The organism is Paenibacillus chibensis (genome assembly GCF_004001045.1).
In the GTDB taxonomy this organism is placed as follows: domain Bacteria; phylum Bacillota; class Bacilli; order Paenibacillales; family Paenibacillaceae; genus Paenibacillus_AQ; species Paenibacillus_AQ chibensis.
In genome coordinates, this window is sequence record NZ_BIMK01000013.1 from 52032 (window position 1) to 66948 (window position 14917).

Genomic DNA, 14917 nt, shown 5'->3' on the forward strand with positions numbered 1-14917 from the left:
TGTCGCATGAAAAATACTGCTCATTCTGCATAGAGGAGGGTTCCAGTATGAGAACAGTGAATGACAGCTATGAAGAATTCATCGAGGCGTTTCTGATCTGGATGAAGGATGCGGGCTTTACGCTGCACACCCAAAAATCCTACCTCGGCGATGTATCGCAGTTTCTCGATTCGCTCGGTGGCAAGAAGCTGGAGCAGGTCAAAAAAATCCATGTCATGTCGTATTTGTCATCCGTCAGGGAGCAGGGAGTCAGCGATGCGACGCGTAACCGGAAGCATGCGGCCGTGAATTGCTTTTTCAAAGCGTTGATGGAGCTGGAGATGGCGGGAACCAACCCGGCTGCCGGCATCAAAAAATCCAAGACCGACAAGAACCGCACCCCGGTATATTTGGACGAGCAGCAGCTGCCGCTTTTTTTGAAAAGCATCGAGGGCAAGTACCGCTACCGGAACGCAGCCGTATTTTTGCTCATGGCCTATATGGGTTTGCGGGTCGGGGAGGTACACACGTTGAATCTGACGGATTATAACAGGGACAGGCATACCCTCGATGTGTTCGGTAAGGGCAGGAAGTGGCGGACGCTCCCGGTACCGGACGCTGTCGCAGCGATGCTGGACCGGGCACTCGAAGAGAGAATCACGCCTTGGCGCAGAAAAGAAGACGCGCTGTTCATATCACAAAAAGGGCAGCGTCTTTCGATCCGCAACATACAGCAAATCGCCGCCGACACGTTCGACCGCTACCAATCCGATCTGCCGGAGCGGCAGCGTCTTCCATACTCCTGCCACAAGCTGCGCCATTCTTTTGCTACGATGCTGCTGCGTAAAGGAGCCGATCTGCGAACGGTACAGGAGCTGCTGGGCCATTCGTCCATCCAAACGACGACGGTGTACACGCATGTCACCAGCAGAGAAAAAGAAGAAGCCATTTCGCGGCTTGAGGTTGTGCTTCCGTTTTAATCCAACTCGGGACCGTGAATGCGTTCATGCATAATTTTCCTGTTTTATGCGGACATTAATGTCACATAGAGGAGGGTGATGCTGCATGTGCCAGCGTTATTCAATGACTGAAGACCTGCCGGTCGTGCTAGAGCATTTTCAGGTGGACCGCGTGATGTATTATTACAAGAACCGCTACAATATCAGCCCTACCCAATCGGCTCCCGTGCTGCTTCAGCAAAATGGAGAACGCGTATTGGATGAATTCCGCTGGGGGTTTATTCCCTACTGGGGAAAGGACGCGGTGAATGCGGATCTGCATACCGTGAAAGAAAACCCGACATACCGCAAAATGATTGAGCGGCAGCGCTGCGTCATCCCATGCAACGGGTTGTATTATTGGAAAAGAGAAGGCAAAAAGATGCATCCGGTGCGTGTGGTGCTGAAAAATCGCGGGATGTTCGGCGTCGCGGGTTTGTATGAAATATGGAAGGATTATAAAGGCGAGCCGCTGCGCACTTGTACCTTGGTCATGGCGAATGCGAATCGTCTGATCGGAGGCTTTGAGGAAACACGCATGCCGGCTATACTGCCTCAGGAAGCCATTAAGGATTGGCTGAATGAGGAGAATACGTCATTCCATTCGCTTCGTTCGCTGCTTCAAACATATGATGACGACGAGATGGAGGCTTATCCGGTCACGCCGCTCATCGACAATGACGATCATGACCATTTGGAGTGTATCCGGGAAATGGACCTGCGCACTGCCTGGGTCAAGCGTTGAGATTGCTTATGGAGCGAACCGGCGAGTTTATCCGGGGCCATGCCACCCGGTTCATTCAGCTGCAAGCGTAACTGCCGAGGATATAACGGGGAAATTGGATCCGTACAAAATTGAATAATTGAAGAAGATCACGGTTCTGTTCGTTTCTCCAACGATATAGAACCGTTTTATATTGGAAGCCAAGGCGAGACAGGGTGAAGCATATTTGGTTCGATACGGGGGGATTTTAATGTTTGGCGACCTAAATCCGGTCCTTATTAACATATGATCATCAGTTCAGAAAACGGAGGGAAGAACGGGATGTCGAATAACATCATCGAGGCACTCAAAAAGAGACGTTCCATCTATGGGATCAGCAAAGAAAACGTGAGTACCGACCAGAACATTCAGCAAATCATCGAAGAGACGGTCAAATACGTGCCATCTTCGTTTAACTCGCAAACCTCCCGCGTGGTTCTGCTGCTCGGAGCGAATCATGACAAGCTGTGGGATATGACGAAGGAAACCCTGCGTAAGGTTGTCAATAACGATGAAGCGTTCAAGAATACCGAACAAAAAATCGACTCCTTTAAAAGCGGCTACGGCACGGTGTTGTTCTTCGAGGACATGGACATCGTGAAAAATCTGCAGGAGCAATTCGCGCTCTATAAGGATAATTTCCCTGTATGGGCTAACCAGACTTCGGGGATGATCCAGCTGATCGTGTGGACGTTGCTGGAGGAGGAAGGCTTTGGAGCCTCACTGCAGCACTACAATCCGCTGATCGACGAGCAGGTACAGTCCGAATGGAAGCTCCCGTCTTCCTGGAAGCTAATCGCTCAAATGCCATTCGGCAAACCGACGGCGCCTGCAGGCGAGAAGGAATTCATGCCGATTGAAGAACGTGTCAAGGTGTTCCAATAGCGACATCTATTTTTGTCATGGATACAACTCCCAAAAACTTCTTACGCCGTATGAGGCCGCGAAGATTCTGGGAGGTTTTTCACGTTGTGGAGATCATGTTCATTAGCGCGAACTTACCGGAATAAGTAATATTTTTCCATGAAATGATAAATTGACATCAAAATACTCGAAGCTCATAATTAAACCCCATAAACTAAATTGCTTTAGCCGTTTAAAGGAAAAGAGAGAGACAACGAGGAGAGGACATTATGGATATTTTTCGAAAAAAAACGGTTGGAAGCTTGGACGAAACGGATGGTAAGCTGAAAAGAACGTTGAGTGCTCTGGATCTGACAGCGCTGGGAGTCGGGGCCATCATAGGGACGGGCATTTTTGTCCTGACAGGTGTGGCAGCGGCAGTACATGCAGGACCGGCGCTCATCATCTCGTTTGCGATTGCGGCTTTGACATGCGTGCTGTCGGCACTGTGCTATTCGGAGTTTGCCTCCAGCGTTCCGGTTTCAGGAAGCGCCTATGCATACAGCTATGTTGCGTTTGGAGAGATTATCGCCTGGGTCCTGGGCTGGGACTTGATTCTGGAATACGGCGTGGCTGCGGCGGCTGTTGCAAGCGGATGGTCTTCCTATTTTACCGGACTGCTCGATGGTTTCGGAATCCATCTGCCGGTTGCCATTTCCGGAGCTTATGACGCTTCAAGAGGGTCGATTGTTGATCTGCCTGCGATGGTCATTATTTTCGTCATTACCTATTTATTGAACCGGGGTGTTCAGGAGACGGCGCGATTCAACGGCATTATGGTCATCGTCAAGCTGGTTGTCGTGCTGTTATTTATAGGTGTAGGCGCCTTTTACGTGAAGCCGGATAACTGGTCCCCGTTTCTTCCTTTTGGCGTGGGTGGGGTCATTAACGGGGCGGCCACGGTATTCTTCGCTTATATCGGTTTTGATGCTGTATCCACGGCGGCTGAAGAGGTAAAAAGACCTCAGCGTGACCTGCCGATTGCCATTATCGCCTCCCTTGCGATCTGCACGCTGCTTTACATATTGGTGTCGCTGGTGCTGACGGGGATGGTGCCTTATACTTCCCTGAATGTAGGGGATCCGGTCGCTTTTGCCTTGCGATTCGTGAATCAGAATGCTCTGGCTGGCCTGACATCGGTGGGGGCGATTGCCGGTATGACAACCGTTCTGCTCGTCATGCTGTTCGGTTTGACTAGGCTTCTCTTTGCGATCTCCCGTGACGGGTTGATTACGAGCAAGCTTTCCCGTGTCAGCGGCAAAGCTCAGACGCCAACGCAGAGCACCTGGGTGACGGGAACGCTGATCGCTTTGCTGACAGGATTCGTACCGCTGAGCAAGCTGGCCAATTTGACCAGCATCGGAACGTTGTTTGCTTTTGGGGTCGTTTCCCTTGGAATTATCGCGCTTCGAAAGAACAATCCGGATAAGAAAGGCGGATTCAGAGTGCCTTGGGTACCTTTTTTGCCTTTGTTGAGTGCGGCGGCTTGCCTTTATTTAATGATCAATCTGCAGGCGATGACTTGGATCGGTTTTGGGGTGTGGATGGTAGTCGGTTTGTTAATTTATTTTATGTACGGCAGAAGGCATAGCTTGCTGAACCATGATCAGTCGTAGAATGTCAAAATGAGTTACGTAAATATAATTATGTAAATCTAAATGAAGATAATACTTAGCATTTCATTCCTTTCCCCAGCATGAACTGGCGCAAACCCCTCTTTATGTTATATGATTTGAATTGGAGGTTTTCTTTTTGCAGGACAAGCTGTCCTCAGGGAGAGGAGGAACATGAATGAAAAGGTATCAACAGCTTGCTTCGATCTTATTATTGTTCTGCATATTTTTGAGTGCTTGTTCTTCCCGTGAGGAACAAACGGCAACGCCCGAGAATGCTCCTGCGTTGCAGGATACGGCTGAAGAGACAGCCGATCAAGGTCAGACTTTGACCGTGGTAGCACCGGATACAGTGAAAACGAACACAAAGGATACAGGTAAATATCAAATCCAGACCAAGCTTACCGATTTTCAGCTCCTGAGCGAGACGAAGGGCATCGCATGGGGATTGACGCGTAATGAACTCCGCATGTATATGACGAAAAATAACGGGCAGACCTGGGTCAATATTTCGCCTTCGGCGAATGTGCAGTTTCCTGCAAATCCGCGTTATGGCAAAGATATTTATTTTACAGATCCGATGAACGGCTGGATTGTACGCGATCCGTCAGGAATGGCTGAAACGATCGTTCTTCATACGAGTGACGGCGGGGAAACCTGGGATATTTCATCCATTCCCCAAAAAAACAGAGTTTCCGCCATTACGTTCAACACGCCGCAACGCGGCTGGATGATGACCACGGCGGATTCCACGACGGGGAAAGAGCTGAAGGTTCTGTACCGCACCGATGACGGCGGCTCTATCTGGAATGTTGTCATGCAAAATACGGTATATAATCCGGAAAAGTCTACCGTGGCCAGTCCGATCCCTCATCTTGGCTATACCATCGGGGTATCCTTCGTAGATCCCCTACGTGGCTATGCGATGGTCCAGGAGCTCGGAGAGCCCAAGCTGTACCAGACTCTCGACGGAGGAAACAAATGGATATCGGGACCGTCGTTCTTTAACCGGGAAAAGCTGAAAAATTGCGTGAATTACACGACAGACCGTCCGCAGTTTTTCGATGCTGGCCGCCAAAACGGCTGGATTTCGATCGGCTGCAAAAACGGAAACGAAACCAAATACAACGGCTATTTCACCGGGGACGGCGGAGCCACATGGAAATTTGCCAACTTCGGGCTCGGTGTCAGTAAAGGGCTGAATCAGGATATTCTCCCCACATTTATTGGGCCGAACGAGGGCTGGGCACTGATCGGCAGCACGATCTATCATACGTTGGATCAGGGGAAAACATGGTCTCTCGTTTCCGATAACGAGGTCATTAAGGAAAAGCTCGTGGAATATCCGGAGGTAGTCAAGCTGCAGTTTTCCTCGCCAAGGGTCGGTTGGCTTTTAATGGAGAATAATGAACAAAAAAGCTCGCGACTTCTTCAAACGACGGACGGCGGTTTGAATTGGAGAGTGTTATAAGGGACGGAGAACTTTGGTTCTCCGTTTTTTATTTGTTACCAGCGATTTGGAGGAGGAAAGCCATCATAAATATCAAAAATTTAATAATGTGAAATAAATCACAATGTTAATGTTGCGGTTATGATACGCTAAGGGTGTAAGGAGAACCTAAACATACGGGAGTGAGAATCATGACCAACTTTACTCAAGATAAAACGACGGAATACTTCCTTCAGTTCTGCTACAACTGTCAGGATGCATATACTTGCGACACGGAAGAGAAATGCAAGCAATGCTGGATGGCTCAGGGACTGCTGGACGGGGAACAGCAAGATGAAACCCGTTACTATCTGGATCAGGTTCATGCGTAACCAAGCGGCATATTCAACGTGAAACCTCCACACGCGTAAAAAGCGAAGTGGAGGTTTTTTTGTCAACCCTGCTGCATATACTTGTTATGAACAGGCCCACTAGAGTTTCTGCACCACCTTAGCCTAAAGTCAATAGAGGAGGGAGAAGCATGCCAGGAGAGACGTCATTTTGGATGTTTGACTTCTTCGGTAAAGTCATGCCGATTTTTTTTGTCGTAATTATCGGTATTATCATCTTGTCGGCAGGCAGAGGATTGCTGCAGTGGGGGCGGAATAACAAGCAGCCTGTTCTCACCGTGGATTCCCGAATCGTCAGCAAGCGGACGGAAATCAACCAGCATCATCATCACGAGCCGAATGACCATATGACCAGTCATACGAATACGACGTATTTCATTACCTTTGAGGTGGACAGCGGCGATCGCATGGAATTTACCGTCAACGGTCAGCAGTACGGATTATGCGCCGAAGGCGATTCCGGGCGGCTTACTTTTCAAGGCACGAGGTTCAAGGGTTTCGAAAGGAACATGCGCTTTGCCAGGGAAGCACAATCTGGCGCGCGTTATCGCGATTATGAGCATTTCTGATCGTAACTAGCGTATAATGGGACCGATTCCTTACGGAAGCGGTCTTTTTTGTTTCGCAAGTGTTTCTTGATTTTGTTCCACGGGTGAATTTAAAGTAGAAGCAGCAGGTATAACAAGGAGGAATTGAATATGGCTTTTGATGAGCTTGTCGTCGTTGTGACCGGAGCTGCACAGGGAATTGGATATGGCGTCGCTAAAGCTTTTGCCGAACAAGGGGCACGCTTGGTTCTGGGGGATCGGAATGAAGAGCAGGGAGCCGCAGCGGCTGCGGCTATTCGTAATGAGGGGGGACAGGCTGTTTATGTTCCCTGCGATGTACGTAACGAGGATGATATTAAAGAGCTGATGCGTACGGCTGCGAATGAGTACGGAACGATCGACATTCTGATTAATAATGCGGGAGTTTCACGCTGGAAGTCCCCTTATGATCTGACGTCGGACGAGTGGGATGACATCTTGAATACAAATGTAAGAAGCTGCTTCCTGGCGACCCGGGAGGCTGCTCGATATATGAAGAAGCATGGAAACGGCGCCGTAGTGAATATGGCGTCCACCCGGGCGATCATGAGCGAGCCTGATACCGAAGCCTATGCTGCTTCGAAAGGCGCCATCGTGGCGTTAACGCATGCCATGGCTGTCTCGCTTGGGCCCGACGGTATTCGTGTGAACTGCATCAGCCCGGGGTGGATCGAAACCGGGAATTACGAATCACTCAAGAAGGCCGATCATGAGCAGCACCCCGCCGGACGCGTCGGGAAACCGTCCGACATTGCCAGGGCATGCCTTTATTTGGCAGATCCGGACAATTCATTCGTAACCGGGACGCATCTGGTGGTGGATGGCGGAATGACGCGTAAAATGATATACGAACCGTAACTTTTCTCCTGAGCAGTTGGCCCTAAAGGCTTCCAATATTTCTCTATCGCAAAGAAAAAGGATAATACTTACAATTCTGCCTAGTTCCATTTATACAGGCTGGAGCAGTATTCCGCGAGATGAGCTTGTCCTATAAGGACATGGGCTCATCTTTTTTTTCGTTATCAATGCTATAATAACTCCGTTTACGATAGATAGTGAGCTATACACGCATCTTTGAACATGAGGATTGAGCTGGAATCGTCCTCACATAGGAATGGAGGGAAATTATGATTGTCAAAAATTCTCGATGGCTTGCAGGCTTGCTGCTTCTTGCCGCTTCGCTTCTGGTCGGTTTTCAGTCGCCGACGCAGGGCCTCAAGGCGACTTGGGTATGGCAGACTGAACTGATCGAGGATGGCGGAGAGAAATTGCTTGATTTTGCGCGTCAACAAGGCATCAATTTAATCTACTTACAAATCAATCGGGATTTGCCTAATGCCACCTATGAGACGTTTATACAGCATGCGCATGAGGGTGGAGTCGCAGTTCATGCCTTAGGCGGTGATCCCGGCTGGGCGCTTTCGGTACATAAGGATCGCTTGCTTGGACTAGCCGATTGGACCATGAATTACAATGCCAGTGTACCTGCGGATAACCGGTTCGATGGCATTCATCTCGATATAGAACCGTACGTCCTTCCGCAGTGGGAAACGGATCAGGGGGAAGTGATCTCCTCCTGGATGAACAACATGCAGGCTTTTCTGGACAGAGCGAAGGGGAAGGGCCTTGAGCTTGGGCTTGATGTTCCTTTCTGGTTCGACTCCTACGCAACCCCGGAAGGAGGAAGCCTCAATGAGTGGCTGATGACGGCCTTCGATCAAGTTACCGTGCTTGCATACCGCAACGTCGTTGATTCCGACCATGGCATCGTCAGCCTGTCTCAGGATGAATTGAAGCTGGCTGACAAGCTGGGCAAGCCGCTTCTCATTGGCGTCAACACGAAGGAGATGCCCGGAGAGAGCCATACGACGTTTTACGGCCGGAGCAAGGAGCAGATGAACGAGTCATTAAGTGATCTAACCGGGCAATTAAGCGCGTATTCGTCCTTTGCCGGGATCGCGGTTCATGATTTCCGCAACTGGGAGAACATGCCGGGCGGCGACGGGTCGGGAGGTTCGGAGCCTGGGGGCGGGAAGCCGGATCCAGATCCCGGAGATCAAGATCAAGTGCCGGATGCCGATCCGATTGACCGGGATTCAAAGGTCAGAGGAACATACATCTGGGAAGCCAATGAAGTTCTTCAGAACGGGCAGGAAATCCTTGATTTTGCCAAGGAGAAACATCTGAATTGGCTTTATGTCCGGCTCGATCTGCAGCAGCCCTACAGCGCGTATACTTCATTTATCAAACAAGCGTCTGCAGCCGGCATCGAAGTTCATGCCATGGGCGGACATCCGATATGGGCTCTCGAGGAAAACCGAGCCAAAATGATGAAGCTGGTTCATTACGTGAAGAATTACAACCGTGCCGTCCAAGGAGACGAACGTTTTCACGGAATCCATCTGGATATCGAGCCTTATGTGCTTCCCGACTGGAAGACGGATCCCGCGGAAGTCATTGCCGAGTGGACATCCAATGTGGATGCCTTCGTTCGTGAGCTGAAAAAGGATTCCAGCTTGGAGGCTAGCATGGATTTAGCTGTATGGCTGGATAAATACAAGGTTCCTGGCGAGGACATTTCGCTCAGCAAATGGATGATCGACCGCATGGATCACGTATCTCTAATGGCTTTCAGGGATACCGCCGTCGGGTCGAACGGCATTGTGAGCGTGTCCAAGGAGGAGATCGCATTTGCGGATGAACTGGGCAAACCGCTGTTGATATCGGTCGAAATGAAAGAGAGTCACGAAGGCAATCACATTACCTTTTCCGAGGAAGGTTCAGCCTACATGGAAGGGGAGCTTGCGAAGGTAGCCGAACTCTTGAAAAATTCACCGTCATATACGGGTAATCTGGTTCACGCCTATGATTATTGGAAGAACGCCAAACCGTAATTGGCGATTCAGCACTGCCTGATTCTTTGGAATCAGGCAGTTTTTTGCGTTCATAGGTTCACTCCACTAGGCATTCACACAGAAAAGATGAGGCGCATAACATAAGGTGTTAGCATTTAGGGAGATTAAAGGAGCGTGAAGGAGTATGGCAGGTTTGGAAAAGAATTATTTTGCACGCGGAAATACGGCTGCCGGCTTATATACGTTATATGATTCCGTCCTGAAGGGGCTGGATACCGTATTTGTCATTAACGGCCGGACCGGATCGGGAACATCACGGGTGCTGAACGAATTGGCAGAGGCTTGGCGGCAAACCGATTGGACCAAGCACTATATACATGATGCTTTGGATCAGGAGCGGCTGGAGGGTATTATACTCGAAGAGGCACGGATCGGGATTATCGACGGGAATGCATGGAGTGCGGATCCGGTGCTGGAGGGCACGGAAATCCGCATTCTGGATGCAAGTCAGACCCAGCGCGAAGAGCTCCTGGAGGAAGCAGAGACAGGGACGAAGCAGCAGGAGCTTGAAATCGGAACACTTTACCAACATGCCTACGACACGTTCCTCATAACGCTGCGGATTCATGACGAGTGGGAAAAGTTCTATATCGATCATCTGGACCGGGAGACTGCCAACCGGATTACTTCTGAATTCGCGGATCATTACCTGATTCCGGTCCGATCCAAAGAAGCGTCGATTACGCGCCGTTTTCTCGGCGCAGCGACTTGGCAGGGGGCCGTGGATTATGTTCCTAACTTAACGGCAGATCTCCGCACGCGGATTTTCGTGAAGGGCCGTCCCGGATCCGGTAAATCCACCATGTTTAAAAAGCTGGCCAAGGAAGCCGAGGCTCGCGGAATCGATACGGAAGTTTACCACTGCGGCTTTGATCCCAATAGCCTTGATATGCTCATTTTCCCGGAGCTCAGCCTGGCGATTTTCGATAGTACCGCCCCGCATGAGCATTTCCCGGTTCGCGAGGGAGACAGCATTCTTGATGTATATGAGCTGGCGATTCAAGCGGGTACCGACGAGGCCTATGCCGATGAAATTGCCGAAATTCGCGCCCGGTATACCGCATCCATGAAAAAGTCGATCGGATTTTTGACCGAAGCGAAGCGAATCCGCGACGAAGTATGGGAAGCCTATGACGCGGCGACCGATCAGGCGGCGCTCAAAGCTTTGGCCGTTGATATCATCCGTCAGGTCGAAGCGCTGACCAATACTTCAACGCTAACGAATGAATAATAACATAAATATAATTATGTAAACTATTCCGCTTAAAAATAAACCCTTTCCTCTCGGATGCTGAGGGAAGGGGTGAACGTGTTTCTTATTTGCTGACGGTTTTGTTATACTCTTCGATTTTGCTCGTGATTGCTTTCGCAGCATCTTCCAAAGCTTGCTTGGAAGATTTTTTGTTGTTCAGCACTTCCTCGATGGCCGTTTCGGTCAGCTGTCTGGCTTCAGGGAAGACGCCCATCACCGCGCCTTGGGTCGCAAGGCTAGGTGCGGTTTGGTGCAGCTGGTTCACCGCGGTTTGGAACTGCGGATATTTCGTCATATTGTCTTTTACGATTTGCTCGTCATAAGCTTTTTGCGTGATCGGGAAGTACCCCGTATTGATATGCCACTCGGCCTGGGATTTAGGCTCGGCTAGAAACTTGATGAATTCCCATGCCGCTTTTTGTTCCGCTTCCGGACGGTTGTTCAGAATCCAGTTGCTGGCACCGCCCACGATAACTCCGCCTTTGACATTGGCATCTGCCTTAGGGAGGAAGCCTGTTCCGACTTCAAACTTGCCTTCAGCCGATTTGACGATGCTGCGCAAGGAAGCCGTGGAATCCAGCGTCATCGCGATTTGGCCTGCAGCGAAGGCTTTGGAGGTATCGTCGGTTTTACGTCCCAGATTGAGCATTGTTTTATCGTCGATCATCTTCTTCCACCAGTCCAGCGTTTTCACGCCGGCATCGCTCGCGAGGAGGGAAGCAGTAGCTGGCTGCGTGCGGCCGTTGCCGTTATCGAGCAGCTCTGCCCCTTGATTGGCAAACAACTGCTCCATGAACCAGCCGTAGATGGCAAAGGAACCGCCGGCTTGTCCGGATTTGGTTAATTTTTTGGCTGCCTCAGCCACTTCTTCGTAGGTAGCAGGCGCCTTCTCTGGATCCAGGCCCGCTGCTTTGAAGGCATCTTTATTGTAATATAGGATCGGGTTCGAGGTATTAAAAGGCATCGAATACAATTTGTTATCGAAAGTATAGTAATTCAGAATGTTCGGCTCCAGGCTGGACGTGTCATATTGCTCGCCATCAATAAACTGCTGGACGGGAGTGATTGCCTTGCTGTCGATCATAAATCGGCTGCCGATTTCGTACACCTGAATGAGGGACGGGCCGCTGTCTGAACCGAGTGTAGCTTTGAGCTTATTCAGGCTTTCGTCGTATTTCCCCTGATATTCCGCTTGAACCACGATATCCTTATGCTCGGCGTTAAACTCGTCAACCAGCTGCTGAGCCGCTTTGCCGACGTCTCCACTCATGGAATGCCACCAAACCACTTTGACCGGCTGCTCTTGTTTAGCCGGGGCTTCCGCTGCGGAAGCCGTTTCTTCCTTGGTATCTGCCGATTTGGAGCCGCAGCCGGCTGCTGCCAGCATCATGCAGGACATCAGGAGCATGGCCAGCGTTTTCTTACCGAATGGTTTCATTTTTTCTCTTCTCTCCCTTTTGAATGTTTATTATATTGTGAAATTACAAGCAGACGCTTAAAGCGCGGCTTATAATGTCGACAAACCTGAAATGATATTTAAATAAATATTAATCTGATTAACCTTTCAAAGCTCCAGCTGTAATCCCTCGTACCAGAGGCTTTAAGCCAACGATTAGTAGGATGAGGGAAGGCAGCAGCATGATGACAATCCCGGCCATCACCACGTTCCATGCGGTGACTTCTTCAAACTGGAGCATGCCGATGCCGATCTGTACCGTGCGCATGCTTTCTTTATTGGTGATTAAGAGCGGCCATAAGTAATTGCTCCAGTTCGTTAGGAACGAATACACGGCAAGCGTGGCCAGGGATGGCATGGACAGCGGCAGCACGAGCTGCATAAAAATGCGGATATGTCCGCAGCCATCGACTTTCGCGGCTTCAAACAGCTCCTTGGGCAGCTGCAGGAAGTACTGTCTCAAGAGGAATGTTCCGAATGCCGATGCCAGAAACGGAATGATCAGACCCTGATACGAATCCAGCCAGTGCCAGCTGCGCACGGTCAAATAATTGGGAATCATGGTGACTTCCCAAGGAATCATCATGGTCGAAAGGAACACGGAGAAAATGACAGCCTTTCCGGGGAAACGCAGAAACGCAAAGGCGTATGCCGCCATGCTGGCCGTGATGAGCTGTCCGAGCATGATTGCTGCCGAAACGACAAAGCTATTCGTAATGAACCGGATGACCGGTACGGTTTTCATCACCTGCAGGAAATTATCCCAATGGAGACCAGATGGAAGCAGGCGCGGCGGATAGGTAGCTGATTCGGCACTGCTCATGAACGCGGATGACAGCGTAAACAGCAGCGGAAACAGGATCAGCAGGGCAGCGATACTGAGGAGAAAGTAGAGAATCGTTTGATTGACAGCCCGAATGCTCACTGATAATGCACCTTCTTTTCGCCGAATTTGAACTGCAGGATCGTCAGCAGCGTGATCAGGACAAACAGGATCAAAGCCTGCGCACTGCCGATGCCGAAGCGATAGTTAATGAACGCATCCTGATAGATGTTGTAGACGAGCACGTCTGTGCTGTTCATCGGACCGCCTTTGGTCAAAATGTTGATCTGTGCGAAGGATTGAAACGCGCTGATGATCGAGACGACACTAATGAAGAACAGAGACGGCGAAATCAAAGGCAGCGTGATGCGGAAAAATGTGCGGAAAGAGCCGGAGCCATCGATTTTGGCGCTCTCGTACAAATCCTCGGGAACGCTTTGCATGCCGCTCAGCATCACGATGTAGTTGAATCCGAGATTCAGCCAGACCGTCATCAAAGCGATGGAGAGAAGGGCCCATTTGGGATCCGTCAGCCAGGCGATCGGAGAGATACCAAACAGACTCAGTCCGTAATTGAGAACGCTCAAGGTCGGATGATACAGAACCATCCAGATAATGGACCCGGTACCAACCGACACGGCCATGGGTAGGGAGAAGAAAAATTGAAACAGCTTGGTGAGCCTTAGCTTCGGGATGGACAATGCGGCCAGTAAAAGCGCGGCGGCTACGCCTGTCGGAACCGTCAGCAAAATGTATTTGACTGTAATCCATAAGCTGTTATAGAAAATGTCGGATGTCAGGATGCTCTTAAAGTTGTCTAGTCCTGCAAAAGAGGCAACGCGGCCCTGCGGATCGGTCAAATACAAACTCAGATATACGGATTTAATAAGGGGATAAAAAAGGAAAATTCCAAACAAAAGCAGGGAAGGGGCCAAAAAGAAATAAGCTAACGTTCTTTCTTTCCAGCGGCTTGTACGCAGCGATGCTGCTCCTTCCCGTCTTGTGCTTTCCCGGGTCAGCGGGGAAGCAAGCGTAATTTCTTTCTCCATGGGGCTTTACGACCTCGCTTTCTGATGTTTATCCGTCAATCGAACTCAGTATAAGTTGTGGTTGTTAGAGGAAAGTCAGGTTTATGTAAATCTTTAATTTTATTTGTTAAGTGTCTGTCCGACGCAAAAGCTGTCGTAAATGGGTACGAGTAGGCAACAATTTTTGTCACTCAACTGGGCAGATGCACATACACTTATAAGGAAAATCAATCATACAGGGAGGTAGGAACTTGGCTGTTATCAAAACGAACTCGGGGCAAACCAGGTTGCTCGCTCGTTTGATGAGGGCTGAAGCCGAAGGGGAAGGAAATCTTGGCATGCTGATGGTTGGTAACGTCGGCGTGAACCGGATATTGGGAACTGCCTGGATTTCAATAATATTCGCAGCATTCAGGATATGGTCTTCCAAAGTCCGGGTGGTTTTGAAGCTCCGCAGAAGGGGTATTTTTATCAAAAGGCCAGAGATTCGGATATCAGGCTCGCCCAGCGCGCGATCAACGGTGAACGGTTTTGGCCGGCATCGAATGCTTTGTGGTTTTTCCGCCCCACGGCTGAATGTCCGGCAACCTGGTACAATCAGGCGAACACGGGAAGGTTTAAGGCTCATTGCTTCTTTAGTCCATCCAGTACGGATTGCCCGAATGTGTATTAATCAAGGATCGGCCTGAATGGAAAGTGGATTCAAGCTTTGCACTGTATGCATAAGCAAGCAGGTATGTAAATGTACTTATAAGGAGGGT

13 protein-coding genes and 1 pseudogene are annotated in these 14917 nt (G+C 49.9%); 11 read left to right on the plus strand and 3 right to left on the minus strand.

Annotation, left to right across the window (positions count from 1 at the left end; genetic code table 11):
- Nucleotides 1-47 precede the first annotated feature (47 nt).
- The 10 genes from PCH05_RS12140 to PCH05_RS12185 all read left to right on the plus strand — a co-directional run bounded on the left by PCH05_RS12140 (nucleotide 48) and on the right by PCH05_RS12185 (nucleotide 10828).
- Complete coding sequence (locus PCH05_RS12140) at nucleotides 48-959, plus strand: tyrosine-type recombinase/integrase (protein WP_127602659.1); 912 nt, start codon at nucleotides 48-50, stop codon at nucleotides 957-959.
- 85 nt (nucleotides 960-1044) lie between these two features.
- Complete coding sequence (locus PCH05_RS12145) at nucleotides 1045-1722, plus strand: SOS response-associated peptidase (protein WP_127602660.1); 678 nt, start codon at nucleotides 1045-1047, stop codon at nucleotides 1720-1722.
- A gap of 300 nt (nucleotides 1723-2022) precedes the next feature.
- A complete protein-coding gene (locus tag PCH05_RS12150; RefSeq protein ID WP_127602661.1) occupies nucleotides 2023-2625 on the plus strand; it encodes a nitroreductase family protein in 603 nt (200 codons plus the stop codon).
- Between the two features lie 248 nt (nucleotides 2626-2873).
- The gene (gene bcaP, locus PCH05_RS12155) at nucleotides 2874-4259 is read left to right on the plus strand and encodes a branched-chain amino acid transporter BcaP (protein ID WP_127602662.1); all 1386 of its coding nucleotides are present in this window, start codon (nucleotides 2874-2876) and stop codon (nucleotides 4257-4259) included.
- Nucleotides 4260-4434: 175 nt separating this feature from the next.
- Nucleotides 4435-5727: a WD40/YVTN/BNR-like repeat-containing protein gene (locus PCH05_RS12160; protein WP_127602663.1), complete on the plus strand. Its 1293-nt coding sequence runs from the start codon at nucleotides 4435-4437 to the stop codon at nucleotides 5725-5727.
- 170 nt (nucleotides 5728-5897) lie between these two features.
- On the plus strand, nucleotides 5898-6077 hold the full coding sequence (locus PCH05_RS12165; protein WP_127602664.1) for a hypothetical protein: 180 nt from the start codon (nucleotides 5898-5900) through the stop codon (nucleotides 6075-6077).
- Between the two features lie 149 nt (nucleotides 6078-6226).
- A complete protein-coding gene (locus PCH05_RS12170; RefSeq protein WP_127602665.1) occupies nucleotides 6227-6664 on the plus strand; it encodes a DUF2500 domain-containing protein in 438 nt (145 codons plus the stop codon).
- Between the two features lie 129 nt (nucleotides 6665-6793).
- Nucleotides 6794-7540: an SDR family NAD(P)-dependent oxidoreductase gene (locus PCH05_RS12175; protein ID WP_127602666.1), complete on the plus strand. Its 747-nt coding sequence runs from the start codon at nucleotides 6794-6796 to the stop codon at nucleotides 7538-7540.
- 269 nt (nucleotides 7541-7809) lie between these two features.
- On the plus strand, nucleotides 7810-9576 hold the full coding sequence (locus PCH05_RS12180; protein ID WP_127602667.1) for a hypothetical protein: 1767 nt from the start codon (nucleotides 7810-7812) through the stop codon (nucleotides 9574-9576).
- A gap of 145 nt (nucleotides 9577-9721) precedes the next feature.
- Complete coding sequence (locus PCH05_RS12185; protein WP_127602668.1) at nucleotides 9722-10828, plus strand: hypothetical protein; 1107 nt, start codon at nucleotides 9722-9724, stop codon at nucleotides 10826-10828.
- Between the two features lie 85 nt (nucleotides 10829-10913).
- Here the strand turns inward: PCH05_RS12185 and PCH05_RS12190 are convergent, their stop codons facing one another.
- The 3 genes from PCH05_RS12190 to PCH05_RS12200 form a co-directional block, all read right to left on the minus strand.
- Entirely contained in the window at nucleotides 10914-12287 is a 1374-nt protein-coding gene (locus PCH05_RS12190) for an ABC transporter substrate-binding protein (protein WP_127602669.1), read from the minus strand.
- Nucleotides 12288-12405: 118 nt separating this feature from the next.
- Nucleotides 12406-13224, minus strand: a complete 819-nt coding sequence (locus tag PCH05_RS12195) for a carbohydrate ABC transporter permease (RefSeq protein ID WP_371860542.1) — start codon at nucleotides 13222-13224, stop codon at nucleotides 12406-12408.
- A 2-nt stretch (nucleotides 13225-13226) separates the two neighbouring features.
- Nucleotides 13227-14177, minus strand: coding sequence for a carbohydrate ABC transporter permease (locus PCH05_RS12200; protein WP_127602671.1), 951 nt, complete (start codon nucleotides 14175-14177; stop codon nucleotides 13227-13229).
- A gap of 230 nt (nucleotides 14178-14407) precedes the next feature.
- On the opposite strand from PCH05_RS12200, the pseudogene PCH05_RS12205 reads away from it, so the two are divergent.
- Nucleotides 14408-14829: pseudogene (locus tag PCH05_RS12205) on the plus strand (cell wall hydrolase).
- Nucleotides 14830-14917 lie beyond the last annotated feature (88 nt).